The sequence below is a fragment of the Synoicihabitans lomoniglobus genome (assembly GCF_029023725.1).
In the GTDB taxonomy this organism is placed as follows: domain Bacteria; phylum Verrucomicrobiota; class Verrucomicrobiia; order Opitutales; family Opitutaceae; genus Actomonas; species Actomonas lomonigloba.
The window spans coordinates 5,087,138-5,100,287 of sequence record NZ_CP119075.1; the positions used below are offsets into that span (position 1 = coordinate 5,087,138).

Sequence of the window (13,150 nt, forward strand, 5' to 3'; positions counted from 1 at the left end):
GCAAGCCAGCTCGCGGCCTACCATTTAGATCAACTGCGATCTGTAGGCCGCCGGCTCGTCGGCGCTTCAGGGTGCTGCGTCGCGATGTTCTCTATCGTCACCTGCGGTGCGGACATGCAGGCTGGGTCGCATGTCCCTGCCCGCATCCATTGAGATCTCGTCCGCCCAGCCGGCCCGGCGCGGATCGCATCTGGTGTTCGGGTTGTTGTATTTTAGCGAAGGCGCGCCGATCGGATTTCTGTGGTGGGCCATGCCGACATTGTTGCGGGCGGAGGGCGTGGCGATCGAACGCATCACTGCGCTCACGGCGGCGCTCGTCTTACCGTGGACGCTCAAGTTTCTCTGGGCTCCCTTGGTCGATGCCTGGCGCGGCCCACGTTGGGGGTTTCGGCACTGGGCGGCGGGAGCTCAGATCGGCATGGGGTTGGCGCTGCTGCCCTTGGTTTTTATCGATCCAGCGGAAGCATTCGGATGGTGGTTCTTCCTTCTGCTTACGCACGCCGTCTTCGCCGCAACACAGGATGTAGCCATCGACGCGCTGGCCGTGGTGGCCGTCGAGCCACACGAGCGCGGGCGATTGAACGCGGCGATGCAGGTCGGCATGCTCGCGGGTCGCAGCGTGCTTGGCGGTGGCGCGATCGTGCTGGCAAGTCGGGGAGGCTGGCCGCTGGTGATGGGCGCATTGATCGCGGCAGTGTGGATCTCACTGGTCGTATTGCTCACGCAAGTCGACGAGCCCGGACGGGACGAAACCGAACCGAAGCGCAAATTTGGGCGCACGTTGCGGGCGGTGCTGTCGCGGCGCACGACCTGGTTTGGACTCGGGTTCGCCTTACTGGCGGGAGCCGGTTTCGAAGCCACCGGCGCGTTGGCGGGACCGCTGCTCGTGGATCTGGGCGTGCCGACCGAAACGACGGGATGGTTCTTCGCGTTGCCGGTCGTCGCGGCAATGGCGATTGGTGGGATCGTGGGCGGGCGTTGGGCGGATCGCGGACCGCGTCCGCGTCGAGTGGGGCAGGCGTTGATCGGCTTGAGTGCGGCCGTGATGGCGGTCGGTCTCGCCATTCACTTGGGCGCAGCGGGCACGACGGTGATGCTGTGGCTCGGAATGGTCTATCTCGGCATTGGCTGCTTCACCGCGTCGTCATATGCGCTGTTCATGGACCTGACCGATCGTCGTTTGGGCGCGACGCAATTCAGCACCTTCATGGCGGCGACCAATGGCTGCGAAGCTTGGGCCGCCGGCACCGCCGGTTACGCCGTGGCATCGCTGGGTTATGGCCCGGCGCTGATGGTGATGGCAGTGGTGGGGCTGGCCGGACTGTGGTTTTTACGGGCTGTGACCCAGCCTGTTAGTGACGAGATGCGGGCGGGCTGACTAGCGGCTTTGCACACTGCGTTTGTCTCAAGAAGTGAACACCCCCATGCTCATGAATATTACCCGACCAGTTTGCCGGACGTGGATCGTTTGGTTGTTTGCTATTTTCGCATCCGTTCCGATGACGAAGGCTGAAGTGGCACCTGCCGCGTTGGAGGATGTTGTGCTCTCCATTGAAACGGTGGGTTGGCGGAGTGGAACGCGCTCCTTTCTGGTTTTACGGGCCGATGGCACTTATCGGGGGCTGTGGCGTGAAGGTTATGCATTCACGCAGCTTTTGGGCTACAGCGCGATTCCAAGCGGTCGTTTTGACTATGCCCGAGGAGCGGATGGATTTACGGCCGAACTTAAACTACGGGCGGATGACGGTAGCGAACCCGTGACGAAGCGACTGCGATTCATCGACTCAGAACGAGGTGCCTTGGAGCAGGATGATAGTTACGCGATTCCCGAAGTGTTTTCCCTCCAATCGCTCCCAGTGGACGGTCCCGTGCAGAACACCGCCTTGCGCTGCCGCCTCCAGGGCGGGGAATCAGCGCAGGTCGGAATAGTGGTGGCGGGTTATCATCGGTATTTGCTGCGAGTGGTGGGTCCATCGCTGAAGCGTTTTATCGAGTCCTCGGTGGTGGAGCGGCCGGAGCTTCGAGTATTCAAAAGCGGCGAAGAGTTGGACGAGTTGGAAACGGGCAGCGGGCTGCAGGTTCCCGCCACGGTTCTTTCCGCTGTGACGCAGCTCGTGGGGGCGTTTCCTTTGGTTGAGGACGCGGCCGACCAGGTGGTTTTACTTTCGCTCGGACGCGGAGCTTATGTCATTGAAGCCGTGAATCCCACCGCGCTTGAGGGGGAAGTGTTGATCGAGGTTTACCCGCTGCCGTTTTAGATTCGGGGTCGATCCGCCACCATTTGAAACGTAGGCGGCTCAAAGTAGTCATGGGTAAGAGTTGAGCCCGGCGTAAAGTGAGGTGATCCTCCGGCATGATCGTCGATGTCCACACTCACCTCAACAATTACGATGAGACCAAGATCGTGCCGCTGGCCGCCCGATATGAGGAGTTCCAGGAGTCACTGCGTTTCAACGGGATCGACTACGCGCTCATCCTGACGTCTTACAAGGTCGACGCGCATCGACCGTCGACGCGCGAGGTCGTCGAGCTGACGCAGGACGCGCCGAACATGGGCGTGGTCGCGGGCGTAAGTTTTCTCAACTACAAGGAACGCGATCTGCGGGAGCTCGCCGACTACCTCAAAGCCGGGTTGGTCAAAGGCCTGAAACTCTACCCGGGCTACGAGCCGTTTTATCCCTACGACTCGCGTTGCCGCGTCCTCTATGAGTTGGCGCTCGAGTTCGATGTGCCGGTCATGATTCACACCGGCGACACCTACTCGCCCAAAGCGAAAGTGCGGTTTGCGCACCCGCTGGCGGTTGACGATGTGGCGGTGGATTTTCCTGACCTGAAACTGGTCATCTGCCACGTAGGTAATCCATGGATACGCGATGCCATGGAGGTCGTTTACAAAAACAAAAACGTGCACACCGATATCTCGGGATTCGTGCTGGGCGATTTCACCGAGCGGTTCGAGAAGTTCATGGTCGGGCAGATGAAGGACATGATCCTTTACGCGGGTGATCCCAACTACCTGCTCTACGGCACCGATTGGCCGATCTGCCGCATGCGCACTTATCTGAAGTTTGTGCGCGGTCTGGAGCTGCCTGACCCCCACTATGAGAAGCTCATGTGGAAAAACGCCGACCGGCTTTTCAAACTCGGGCTGGCGGAGAGCTGATGCGTCGCGACGGTGGATAAAGTTCAGCGGCGCGTTTGGTGCGACGGTCGGTGGTTGTTCGGGGAATAGCGGATTTCGGTGAGCTGATTGTCGGAAGGAGTATGGATCGGAAAATGAAGCGCGCATGGTTCGCCCTCGCGGTGATTTGTTTGGCATCGACGATGCGCGGGTATCCGCCGCCGGATTCCGTGGCAGGCGATGTCTATGTCCGCACGACATCTTCGCGGGGACTTGTGATTAAGAAAGCGTATCTGCTGGCTGCGGATGGGACGGCGCGCGGACTGTGGTCGATCTCCACGCAGAGTGGATCCTTTCTTACTTATGATCGGGTGGTCGATGGCACCTACCACTACGAGGTTTCGGCCGATGGCGAAGTGGGGGAATTGACCCTCACATTGACTGACGCAGCGGGCAGCACCGTGGTCGGCGTGGATCACCTTCGTTTTGACTCGGCCAGTGGCGGCGATTTTGCGCCGCAGGTTGGTGGCTTGGTGCGGTCGACCTTTCTGCTCTGTTCGTGGGATTCCGCTGCGCCGTTGTTGAACAGTTCCCTCCGCTGTGTCCTGAGTCCGGGGGCCATCGCTCGCGCGGGTTTCGTGGTCGGGCCGGAAGGAGGCTGGTTTTTGTTGAGAGTGGTCGGGGCGACGTTGAGCCAGTTCGGGGTGGACGATGTCGTGGAAAAACCGGAGGCGCGACTGTGGTTGAGGGGGCAGATTTTGAGCGAGATTGGCGGCTGGGAAAACGACGAATTCGAAGCGGAGTCGTTGCGTCGCTCCGCTCAGGCCATCGGGGCATTTCCTTTGGCCGAAGGCGCCGCGGACGCGGCGCAATTGATATGGCTATCGAGCGGACCCCGTGTCCTGGAAGGACGTAATGCAGGCGCGACGGAGGGTGAGCTATTGATAGAGATTTATCCTTTCCCCGCGAGGCAGTGACGGAATGTGTGTGAGGGTGTGATTGTCGTCTTCAAACTCGGGCTTGCCGCGAGCTGATGCGTCGCGTCGATTGCGTGCTGCATGTCGCATCCTACTTCCTTTTCCGCGGTCACGGTTGATACCAAGGCCAATGTCTATTTCGACGGCGCGGTTGTTTCACACACCGTGCGCTTCGCTGACGGCTCCAAGAAGACCCTCGGTTTGATTCGGCCCGGCACCCACCACTTCGGCACTGCAGCTGCCGAGCGCATGGAAATCGTGGCCGGGACATGCAGCGTGGTGATCGACGATTCTGACGCGTCGGCCGATTACGTCGCCGGCACTTTTTTCGATGTCGCCGCGAACTCCGGCTTCACCATCACCGTTCCTGAAGGAGCGGAGTTCTGTGAATACATTTGTTCGTTTCTGAGCTAGGTGGCTTTAGTCACTGTAATACGATGGCCAAATCCCAACCTATTCCTGGATCGACTGGTGAAGTGCTCACTTGTTTGCCGTCGCCTTACATTCCTCATGCGGCGACCGGTCTTTTGTATCTGCCGCGCATGATCGCGAAATGTCGTTATGTGCAGGAGCACGGCGAAATGCCGCAGAGTTATCGCAAAAATTATGGACGCGGGCTCGATCGCTTCCTTTCCATGCATCTGGGCGTGGAGCCGAAACAAATTCAAGAGGCGGTCCACTCGTCGGCCGATGATGCGGAGCTCGACGCCAAGTTGTTGGCTCTGTTCCCGGAGGACGTGCGAGCGGCGAAGTGGAATCGCGAGCTCGTGCAAAAAGGCATGACCAAGGCCGGTCGCGAGTTTCTCGCCGAAGCGCTGGGCAACATGGGTTGCGCCGATCGCGTCGACGAAATCATCAGCGTGCCCGACCTCATCGACTTCGACGAAGGTCGGATCGCTTAACGGGGCTGTCGGGCGTAAAGCCCGACCCACGGGAACGCCGGAGCCGCTGCATGTGGGTCGGGCTTTACGCCCGACGCCGACTCAGCGTGGAGGGCATCGACTTCGCTCACTCTCGCGCTGAGAGCAGCAGAAAGCCCATGTCGTTGGGCAGAGATCCGTCGATGCCGCCGTCATGCCATGTGGCCCCGTTGTCTTCGGTGAAGACGGCGCCTTCTTCGAAAGTGCCAGCCCACAGCCGTCCGGAGTGCGTGGGGTCAAAGACGAGTGTGAGCACGTTGGCGCTGGGCAAACCGGCGGCGCGATTTTGCCAGGTTTTGCCGCCATCGGTGGAGAGTAAGACGCCGATGTCCCAGCCACCGATCGCAAGACGTTGGCCGTCGGTCGGATCCACTGCGACGGCGTAAACGTTGGCGGCTTCTGCCGCTGGCGCGGTCGGTTGCCAAGACTTGCCGCCGTTGGTCGAGAGCCATGCGCCGCGACCTTCGGTGCCGGTGAGCCAGACCTTGGGCGCGCTCACGCCGTGGCGCACGCGCAGGATGTTGACGGCAGGGATGTCTTTTTCCCGCTTCCACGATTTGGCTCCGTTGGTCGTGACATGCAGACCGGCGGACGTGCCGAGGAAGAGTCGCTGGGGATTGAGCGGGTCCATCGCAATGGTGCGGTTGAACCGCTCGGCGAGACCGTTTTCGACGAACGTCCAGGTGTCGCCGCCATCGGTCGAGCACCACGGACCCCAGCCGGTCGCGGCGTAGAGCGTGTTGCCGTCGGTCGGGTCGATCACGATGCCGTAGACGTCGCTGATCTGCCAGCCGGTAACCATGCGCCAGGTCGCGCCGCCATCGAGGCTGCGCACGATGCCGTTGCCGCAGGATAGGAAGATGCGGTCGGTATCGGACGGATCAACCGCGGCGCTGTTGACCGCTTGGATCTTGGGGCCGAATGACGTCCAGCCCGTGTCGGGCATGCGCACGAAGATGCCGGCATCCGTGGGAATGGAGGAATTGCGCTGCGCTTTGGTGAAGGCGGCGGCGACGAACAGGTGCGGTTCGGATGTGGTGGCAAAAGTCGTGCCGACAGTGAGCAGACCGATGGCGTAACGGAGAAGTATAGATAAGTTCATCGGGAGGACGGGCTGATCCGGGTGGTCACTTGGGTGGCCTTGAAATCGAGGTGGCGGGACTCTTGGTCGTGCCGCATGAGTAGTTCGTTGCTGCCGCGGGCGGCGCGGGCGAATGGTCCGTCGAAGAGCGGCCAATGTTCATAGTCGAGGGCGTTGCCATTGACGGTTGGTCGCTCGCCGTAGGTGGCCTTCATGACGGTGCCGTCGAGTGTGGTGAAGCGCACGGTCGGGGTGGGCTCGAGACCGAACTGCAGGGGCAACGCCCGCACGGCGGCCTGGAACGCGGCAAACGACGGGAAGTCGGCGGCGGAAGCGATCTGAGCGACGTATCCGTTTTTAGGATTTTCACTCACGTAGATTTTGTGACCGGCGCCCCATTCGTCGTGGTTGGAGCTGATCCAGGCTCCTGCGCCGCCGGCCAGCAGGCCGGTCCAGTCCGAGGGCCGCCATTCCCCGGCCACGAATGGCCGGTAGGCGATGTAGGTCGGACCGCCGATGGCGAAAATCCAGCCGGACTCATCCTCGGTGACGGATTGCAGATCGCGGGAGAAGAAGGTGTTGAGGTGCTGGAAACTCGTGCCGGGTTCGATGTCGTAGAGGCCGATCACCGCGCCGTGATCCTGGAAAATCTGTTCATAGGGCGAGCCGCTCATGAGCTTGTCGGGAGAGTTGTAGTCGACCTTGGAGCGGGCAATGAGGTCGACCACGGTATCGGCGTCGGCGCCAAAATACATGGTGCCTTCCTCTGCTGAATAATGCGGATGCAACGCGAAGAACGTGTTGGAAATGCCGAGCGGTTTGGCTTCGTGCCATATCATGCTCCAGCTCTGTTGTTGGATGGGTTGGAGCAGGCCGCCCTGACTGGAACCGAGCAGGTAGTCGGGGGTGACGTAGCTGTATTTGTAAACCGGCACCGTCGAGTGATCCTCGACGTCGATGGCATCGGGGCCGGCATGGCGCATGCGCCAGCGGGTGCGTTTCAACTCGCGGTGCACATAGGCGTCATCGCGATCGGTGGCGATGCGTTGCAGGATGGCCGGAGGTGACCAGCCGCTGAGCGCGACGATCAGCGCGGAGCCGTTGAGTTGGAGTTCGCCCTGACCCCACAAGAGCCAGGCGAGGGAAGTCGATGCGCCGAGGGCGGGCTGCATGGCGTGTTTCGGATAGATGCGGCTGTGCGCCCCGCCGTAGATGCCGCCGAGGTTTTCGACCGCGAAGTCGAGCAGTTCGTATTCGAGCATCATCTCGGCCTGACGTTGGAGCTCGGGATCCTGACACCATGCGGTCAGCAAGGTGAGCGCGGACACGTAGGGATCGATGTAGTTGGGGGAGTCGTATTCGCCCCGGCCATAGGTCGTGGTGATCCGAATCCAATCCAGGATGTAGTCTTTGGCCTCGGCGCGGTTTTCGGCGGAGGACTTGCCGTTATACCATCCCTCGGGACCGAGATCGGGCCATGTCTCGGCGGCGAGGTAGATGCTGGCGTAATACATGACCCAGTGGTTTTCGGTGTCGCCGCGGTAGGGGAAATACGTGCGCCAGGCCTCGCGAATCACGGCCCAGTCGTCGGCATCGAGGTGGGGAGCTCCGGCTTTCATCACCAGCACCATGGGATACATCCAGAACATGGCGCCGGTCGGTGCCTTGGTCAGTTCACGCAGGCGATGGCGCGCCCAGTCCAAATTGGTGCCCTGAGCCATGTTTACGGCCACAAAGGGCAGGCTGCCCCATTCGGGGTTGTCCGCTTCGGTGCGCGCAACATAGCGGTCGATAAACTCCAGTCTGCGGTCCTGAAAGGACGCGCCGATCTGGCCATCGCTGACGGCCGCGGGTGGAGGCACGGGATCGGTTTCGGCTGGGCTGGCCCCGACCAGAACCGAAGTCAGGCCGGAAAAACAAAGCACACGCACGAGTGACGAAAGGCTGACATTCATCATGGCCGCGAACTTGTCGTCCGTCGCGGCGGAGGGGAAGTGAATGTGGTATGAAAATTAAATCACCCGGTCTCGGGCGCAGATTGACGCCGCCAAACTGCCTACTAGCTTCCGTTCATGTCGAAAGCCAAGGCCAAGGTTAAAGCCAAAGTGAAAGTCCGTCGGGCAACCCGGAAGGACATTCCTGCGCTCATCAAACTCAACATCGCCGCGTATCCGGTTCTTGCCGACGACAACATCGTCTGGGGGGAAGCCCATCTCGCGAGCCACCTCCGGATCTTTCCGCAGGGACAATTCGTGGCCGAAGTGAGAGGCAAAATCGTGGGCGCGGCCGCGACACTGGTGGTGGATCTGGGGCCCGATGAGCTGCGCAACCACACCTGGTCGGGCATCACCGACAGCGGTTATTTTAACAACCACGACCTTGATGCCGACACGCTTTATGGCGCGGACATCTATGTGCATCCCGAAGCCCGCGGCTATGGCGTGGGGGCGGCACTCTATGAAGCGCGGCGCAAACTGTGTCGGAAACTCAACAAGCGTCGCATTCTCGCCGGCGGCCGACTCTGGAACTACAAGGACCACGCGGCCGACATGTCGCCGCAGGAGTATGCCGAGAAAGTGGCGGCGGGGGAATTGAAGGACCTCGTCCTGAGTTTCCAGATTCGCGAAGGCTTCGAGTTGCGGCGCGTGATGCCGAACTACCTGCACGATCCCAACAGCCACAACCACGCGAGCCTGATCGAATGGTCGAACCCGGACTACAATCCCGAGAAGTCGGGCGCGCGCAAAGTGCGCGTGGCGTGCGTGCAGTATCAGATGCGCGAGCTCACGTCCTTCGCCGAGTTCGAGCGCCAGGTGGGTTACTTCGTCGATGTGGCCGCCGACAGCGACGCGGACTTTGTGCTCTTCCCGGAGCTGTTCACGGTGCAACTGCTCTCGATGACGAAAACCAAGTCGCCGCAGGAAGGCATTCGGCAATTGGCCAAGTATGCCCGCCGCGTCGTGACGCTGTTGCGCAAACTCGCGATCAAGCACGGCGTCACCATCATCGGAGGCAGTCACCCGGCCAAGGTCGGCAAGGAAATGCGCAACATCTGCACGGTGTGCATGCCGGACGGCAGCATTGCCGAACAACACAAGCTCCACATCACGCCCAATGAGCGCAAGTGGTGGGGTATTTCCGGTGGCCATGCGTTGCCCGTGATCGAAACGCCCGCCGCCAAAATCGGCGTGTTGATTTGCTACGATTCCGAGTTTCCGGAGGCCGCGCGTCATCTCGCCGATCAAGGCGCCGAGATCATCTTCGTGCCCTTCTGCACCAACGATCGCCAAGGTTACCTGCGGGTGCGTATCTGCTCCGCGGCCCGCGCGGTGGAAAACCAGGTCTACGTCGCGCTCGCCGGCAATGTGGGCAATTTGCCCGACGTTGAAAACATGGATGTGCAATACGGGCAGGCCGCGATCTTCACGCCGTCCGATTTCATGTTCTCGCGCGACGGCATCGCGGCCGAGGCCGACTCCAACGAGGAAACGGTGCTCATCTGTGATCTCGATCTCGACGACCTGCACGAAGCCCGCGCCATGGGCACGGTGACCCCGCGCATTGATCGTCGCGAAGACCTCTTTCAACTTCACGCCAGCGTGGCGGCACCGTTGCCACCGGCGGTCGATCCGATCGGTCCGCTTGGCACCCAGCGCGATTGGAGCGTGGAGATTAACCCCGAGGGCGGCTGAGCTCTCGTTTGCGCAAGCGCTTGCCAAACTCGTTATCGCGGTTTCCGCTCCGCCCATCATGGTAAAAGGTCAACGCGTCGTCTGTATCAACGACACTTTCCCGGATATGATTCGGGCGATCTACAAACAGCTCCCCACCAAAGGGGAGACCTACACCATTCGGGAGGTTTTTCTCGGTCGTGAAAAAGTTGTCAAAGGTGGCGACTCCGCGACGGTGGGTCTGCTTTTGGCGGAGATCAACAATCCGCCCGATCCCTTTCATGCCGAGAAACAAGAACTCGGTTTTTCCTCCGAACGCTTTGCCCCGTTGGAAGAATTGCCCCCGGAAGAAGCCTACGCGGAAGCCGAAGGTGAGTTCGAATTGGTGGGCCCGGGCGGCGGCGATGGCGGCGACCCCGGCAAGGCGCCGTTGAAGTGGGATTTGAACTGACGCGACCTGGAACGGTCGGCGGGCGTTTCCGAAACAGGTCGGCCGCGAGTTTACTCGCGCTCATCCAGTGGTGCGCATCTCACGCGGCGCGCGGCACACGGGTCCCTTTCGAGTGGGCACAAAAAAGCAGCCGCCCTCGAGGGGCGGCTGCTTAGGATGTTAGTCGGGTGAAGCCAGACTTACTTCTTCTTGGCGGCGGCCTTCTTGGCCGGAGCCTTCTTAGCCGGGGCCTTTTTGGCGGGGGCTTTTTTCACTGCCTTCTTGGCAGCTTTTTTAGCCGGAGCCTTTTTGGCCGGAGCCTTCTTCACCGCTTTTTTAGCGGCTTTTTTGGCTGGGGCTTTTTTAGCCGGAGCCTTTTTAGCGGGTGCTTTTTTAGCAGCCTTCTTCACCGTCTTTTTGGCTTTAGCCATAGCAGTTTCCTTTGGGGATCGTTGTGTTGGTTCTGATCATTCGTTCATGAGTTTTTCAGGCTCACAAACACTTGGCGCAACGTGCGCCGCGTGGCCTGAGCATCAAACACTTGTTACCAATTGCAAGTATCCAGTGATAGTTGCTTGCAGATTTCTAAACGGCGTTTATCGCCCCTTTTTTGAACCATATCCGTAATGTGGATACTAAGTTTGCATGGTGCTGCGGACTTGCGCGACGCGAGGGAATCGTCTTCACGTCAATCATGACAATCGCAGAAGCCCGCCCCTTGATTTCGCGTTGCGCCGAACGGATGGATGCCCTGAGCGGTGACCGGGTTTTTGACGAGTGGGCCATCATCACGCTGACGCAGGGAGGAGCAAAGCTCGTCGCGTATCAGGGCCCGCGCGTGGAAAAATTTCGCAGTCGTTTCAATGCGGACATTCGCCCACTGCAGGTCGAACTCGAGGGACGCAAACTGGAGGTCGGCGAGTTTGCCTTTGTGCCTGATGCGGCGGGCACGGCCTACGATGCGTGTGTGCGGATTGGTCCGCAGGCGTATTTGTGGTGGAACAACACTGATGCGACCATGGCGGATATCAGGGCCCGGGGATCGTGGATGCCCGCGCAGAAAGTATTCGCCGATTTGTGCGAGTTGTTTCGGCGCGATGCGTGCATCGCGGAGTGATCAGAAAATCACTGCAGCAGTCCGGTATAAACGAACCAACCGTAGGCTGCGACCAACGCCCCCGCGATTGGTCGCGGCAGGCGGCCGGTGGTGAGCAGGCAAACCGCGTGCACGAGCACGGCGCCGCCCAGCACCGCGATGGCGGGCAGAAAAAAGGCCGGCAGGGGCACGGGCCGCATCACGGCAAACACTCCCAGGCACAGCGGAATGCAGATGTGTCCATCCCCGATCTGGGAGCTGTAGACAATGTCGGCCCGCTTTCTCCAAGCATAGTAAAACGCCAACAGCGCGTTGGGCAGGACGAGCAACCAGCCGGTGATCCAGCCGAGATGCTCGGCGCGGAAGAATCCGGTTTCGAGCGCGCTGAGGTGGACGACCAAACCGTCCAGACTTTCGTAGATCGCCCAACCCCCGAGAGCGATGAGGACCAGGTCGAGATAGAATGCCCCGCCGAATCCCGCGGACCGTTGCACGTTGTGTTTGAGCACGTCGAAAACCTGGAAGCATTGCCAAAACAGGAAGACGCCGATGAGCGCGAAACCATCACCGCGATCGAGCGTGCCGTCGCGACCGAGCGCCCAGGTGAGACCGGTGAAAAATACCACGGCGGCGAGCGTGAGCAGCAACGCGAGGCGGCTGAGTTGCTGGTGGCGACGATCCGCCTTGGCCTTGCCGCGCGTCGTCACCACCTGCAGCGGCCACAGCAGGGCGGGCAGTCCGAGCAGTAGGGTGAGGTTGGTGACATTGTTGACGAGACTGTTGACCATGATCTCAACCGGCGCGCCCTGATCTCGCCAGAGGATGAAAACGAAGATGAGGTTACCGAGTCCGGAGCAGTAGGGCACCACGAGCGTGCCGAGTGCGGTGCCTTCCAAGCCGTGGCGTAACATGGCTTCGAGCCGCCAAATCATGAGCCACGAAGCCAACAAAAAAATCACCGTGAAGGTGACCGGATGGACGATGTCCATTTGTTCGAGGAAGTCGCGGAGCGGATGCACTAAAATTTAGGCGAAGGTGTGGTGATCACATCGGGTGGGGCGCGAAACCGGCGACGTCGTTTCGCGTTTCGAAGTCAGGTCTCACCGCCGCTCGTTCCATTCCGGGGAGGCATAGTTTTCCGCGAGGGCATCGATGGAGTCGTCCCACAACTCGGGCCAGCCGGGATGGGTGACCTCGAGCCCGAGCATGGAGGCCAATGCACGGGGGAAAGCTTCGGCCAGGGCGTCGTCATCCGGCCGACCGAGTTCGGCTCGGCTGAGCGAACCTTGGAAAAGCAGGCCGCGTTTGCTGCGTTTTTGCGCCGCCCCGGCGATCTTGCGGCCGGTGGTGGCGTGGACCACATCGAAGCGTTCCGCGCGGTCGAAACACACGCCGGGTCCGACGGGGGCGCAAGCGGGGTCGGGGTCACAGCTTTCCTTGAGCCGGGCGTCGGTGCCGAGGCCTTGCAGCGTGGTGGCCAACACCCGGTGCACGGCCTCGTAGCTCGCGACCGCGCGATCGGCGAAGAGCGGATGGCCGGGTGGAATGACGAGTGCATACGTCCAATCGTTGCGATGGTCGACGATGCCTCCGCCGGTCGGTCGGCGGCAGAGTTCGGCGTCGGCTCCATCATGGCCGATCTGCTCACGCACCCAGGCGATTTTTTGGCTGTAGCCAAAGGTGAAGGCGGGGCGTTGCCACCCGTAGGATCGGAATCGGGCGTGGGCGGGCGTGGGATAATGCTGCAGCATCAGAAAATCCGTCGCCATGTTGGTGGCGGCGGAATCGGTGCGCGCGGGAAGGAAATCGAACGACATGGCAGGTCGTTATGAGGGCAGTAGAATCGTCGCGGCG

At 60.9% G+C, this 13,150-nt stretch carries 14 protein-coding genes; 9 read left to right on the forward strand and 5 right to left on the reverse strand.

The window, feature by feature from the left end:
- Positions 1-130: 130 nt before the first annotated feature.
- From PXH66_RS19540 to PXH66_RS19565, 6 genes are all read left to right on the forward strand, one after another.
- Positions 131-1,378 carry an MFS transporter gene (locus PXH66_RS19540; RefSeq protein ID WP_330930825.1) on the forward strand — a complete coding sequence of 416 codons (1,248 nt, stop codon included), beginning with the start codon at positions 131-133 and terminating at the stop codon, positions 1,376-1,378.
- A 121-nt stretch (positions 1,379-1,499) separates the two neighbouring features.
- Positions 1,500-2,258: a hypothetical protein gene (locus tag PXH66_RS19545; protein WP_330930824.1), complete on the forward strand. Its 759-nt coding sequence runs from the start codon at positions 1,500-1,502 to the stop codon at positions 2,256-2,258.
- Between the two features lie 95 nt (positions 2,259-2,353).
- Positions 2,354-3,163 (forward strand): amidohydrolase family protein, encoded by an 810-nt coding sequence (locus PXH66_RS19550; RefSeq protein WP_330930823.1) that lies wholly within the window; start codon positions 2,354-2,356, stop codon positions 3,161-3,163.
- A 113-nt stretch (positions 3,164-3,276) separates the two neighbouring features.
- Positions 3,277-4,098 carry a hypothetical protein gene (locus PXH66_RS19555; protein ID WP_330930822.1) on the forward strand — a complete coding sequence of 274 codons (822 nt, stop codon included), beginning with the start codon at positions 3,277-3,279 and terminating at the stop codon, positions 4,096-4,098.
- Positions 4,099-4,179: 81 nt separating this feature from the next.
- Complete coding sequence (gene ppnP, locus PXH66_RS19560; RefSeq protein WP_330930821.1) at positions 4,180-4,512, forward strand: pyrimidine/purine nucleoside phosphorylase; 333 nt, start codon at positions 4,180-4,182, stop codon at positions 4,510-4,512.
- 23 nt (positions 4,513-4,535) lie between these two features.
- The gene (locus tag PXH66_RS19565) at positions 4,536-5,000 is read left to right on the forward strand and encodes a DUF5069 domain-containing protein (protein ID WP_330930820.1); all 465 of its coding nucleotides are present in this window, start codon (positions 4,536-4,538) and stop codon (positions 4,998-5,000) included.
- A 106-nt stretch (positions 5,001-5,106) separates the two neighbouring features.
- On the opposite strand, the gene PXH66_RS19570 is transcribed toward PXH66_RS19565, so the two are convergent.
- Positions 5,107-6,120: a WD40/YVTN/BNR-like repeat-containing protein gene (locus PXH66_RS19570; protein WP_330930819.1), complete on the reverse strand. Its 1,014-nt coding sequence runs from the start codon at positions 6,118-6,120 to the stop codon at positions 5,107-5,109.
- On the reverse strand, positions 6,117-8,030 hold the full coding sequence (locus PXH66_RS19575; protein ID WP_330932122.1) for a hypothetical protein: 1,914 nt from the start codon (positions 8,028-8,030) through the stop codon (positions 6,117-6,119). Before PXH66_RS19575 ends, PXH66_RS19570 begins: the two co-directional genes overlap by 4 nt.
- A 141-nt stretch (positions 8,031-8,171) precedes the next feature.
- Between PXH66_RS19575 and PXH66_RS19580 the strand changes: the two genes are divergently transcribed.
- Positions 8,172-9,791: a bifunctional GNAT family N-acetyltransferase/carbon-nitrogen hydrolase family protein gene (locus PXH66_RS19580; protein ID WP_330930817.1), complete on the forward strand. Its 1,620-nt coding sequence runs from the start codon at positions 8,172-8,174 to the stop codon at positions 9,789-9,791.
- A 58-nt stretch (positions 9,792-9,849) separates the two neighbouring features.
- Positions 9,850-10,221: a hypothetical protein gene (locus PXH66_RS19585; RefSeq protein WP_330930816.1), complete on the forward strand. Its 372-nt coding sequence runs from the start codon at positions 9,850-9,852 to the stop codon at positions 10,219-10,221.
- A gap of 179 nt (positions 10,222-10,400) precedes the next feature.
- Here PXH66_RS19585 and PXH66_RS19590 read toward each other — a convergent pair whose 3' ends face one another.
- Entirely contained in the window at positions 10,401-10,631 is a 231-nt protein-coding gene (locus tag PXH66_RS19590; protein WP_330930815.1) for a hypothetical protein, read from the reverse strand.
- Positions 10,632-10,894: 263 nt separating this feature from the next.
- Here PXH66_RS19590 and PXH66_RS19595 point away from each other — a divergent pair, with 263 nt between their 5' ends.
- A complete protein-coding gene (locus PXH66_RS19595) occupies positions 10,895-11,317 on the forward strand; it encodes a hypothetical protein (protein ID WP_330930814.1) in 423 nt (140 codons plus the stop codon).
- Between the two features lie 8 nt (positions 11,318-11,325).
- Here PXH66_RS19595 and PXH66_RS19600 read toward each other — a convergent pair whose 3' ends face one another.
- Both PXH66_RS19600 and PXH66_RS19605 read right to left on the reverse strand, forming a co-directional pair.
- A complete protein-coding gene (locus PXH66_RS19600) occupies positions 11,326-12,315 on the reverse strand; it encodes a sodium:calcium symporter (RefSeq protein WP_330930813.1) in 990 nt (329 codons plus the stop codon).
- An 81-nt stretch (positions 12,316-12,396) separates the two neighbouring features.
- Positions 12,397-13,113, reverse strand: coding sequence for a lipoate--protein ligase family protein (locus tag PXH66_RS19605; RefSeq protein ID WP_330930812.1), 717 nt, complete (start codon positions 13,111-13,113; stop codon positions 12,397-12,399).
- Positions 13,114-13,150 lie beyond the last annotated feature (37 nt).

Excerpts from the sequence above, each read along its gene's own strand:
- PXH66_RS19540 (WP_330930825.1), top strand. The coding sequence starts at position 131 with ATGTCCCTGCCCGCATCCATTGAGATCTCGTCCGCCCAGCCGGCCCGG.
- ppnP (WP_330930821.1), top strand. The coding sequence starts at position 4,180 with ATGTCGCATCCTACTTCCTTTTCCGCGGTCACGGTTGATACCAAGGCC.
- PXH66_RS19550 (WP_330930823.1), top strand. The coding sequence starts at position 2,354 with ATGATCGTCGATGTCCACACTCACCTCAACAATTACGATGAGACCAAG.
- PXH66_RS19605 (WP_330930812.1), bottom strand. The coding sequence starts at position 13,113 with ATGTCGTTCGATTTCCTTCCCGCGCGCACCGATTCCGCCGCCACCAAC.
- PXH66_RS19565 (WP_330930820.1), top strand. The coding sequence starts at position 4,536 with ATGGCCAAATCCCAACCTATTCCTGGATCGACTGGTGAAGTGCTCACT.
- PXH66_RS19595 (WP_330930814.1), top strand. The coding sequence starts at position 10,895 with ATGACAATCGCAGAAGCCCGCCCCTTGATTTCGCGTTGCGCCGAACGG.
- PXH66_RS19570 (WP_330930819.1), bottom strand. The coding sequence starts at position 6,120 with ATGAACTTATCTATACTTCTCCGTTACGCCATCGGTCTGCTCACTGTC.
- PXH66_RS19545 (WP_330930824.1), top strand. The coding sequence starts at position 1,500 with ATGACGAAGGCTGAAGTGGCACCTGCCGCGTTGGAGGATGTTGTGCTC.
- PXH66_RS19580 (WP_330930817.1), top strand. The coding sequence starts at position 8,172 with ATGTCGAAAGCCAAGGCCAAGGTTAAAGCCAAAGTGAAAGTCCGTCGG.
- PXH66_RS19590 (WP_330930815.1), bottom strand. The coding sequence starts at position 10,631 with ATGGCTAAAGCCAAAAAGACGGTGAAGAAGGCTGCTAAAAAAGCACCC.
- PXH66_RS19555 (WP_330930822.1), top strand. The coding sequence starts at position 3,277 with ATGAAGCGCGCATGGTTCGCCCTCGCGGTGATTTGTTTGGCATCGACG.
- PXH66_RS19585 (WP_330930816.1), top strand. The coding sequence starts at position 9,850 with ATGGTAAAAGGTCAACGCGTCGTCTGTATCAACGACACTTTCCCGGAT.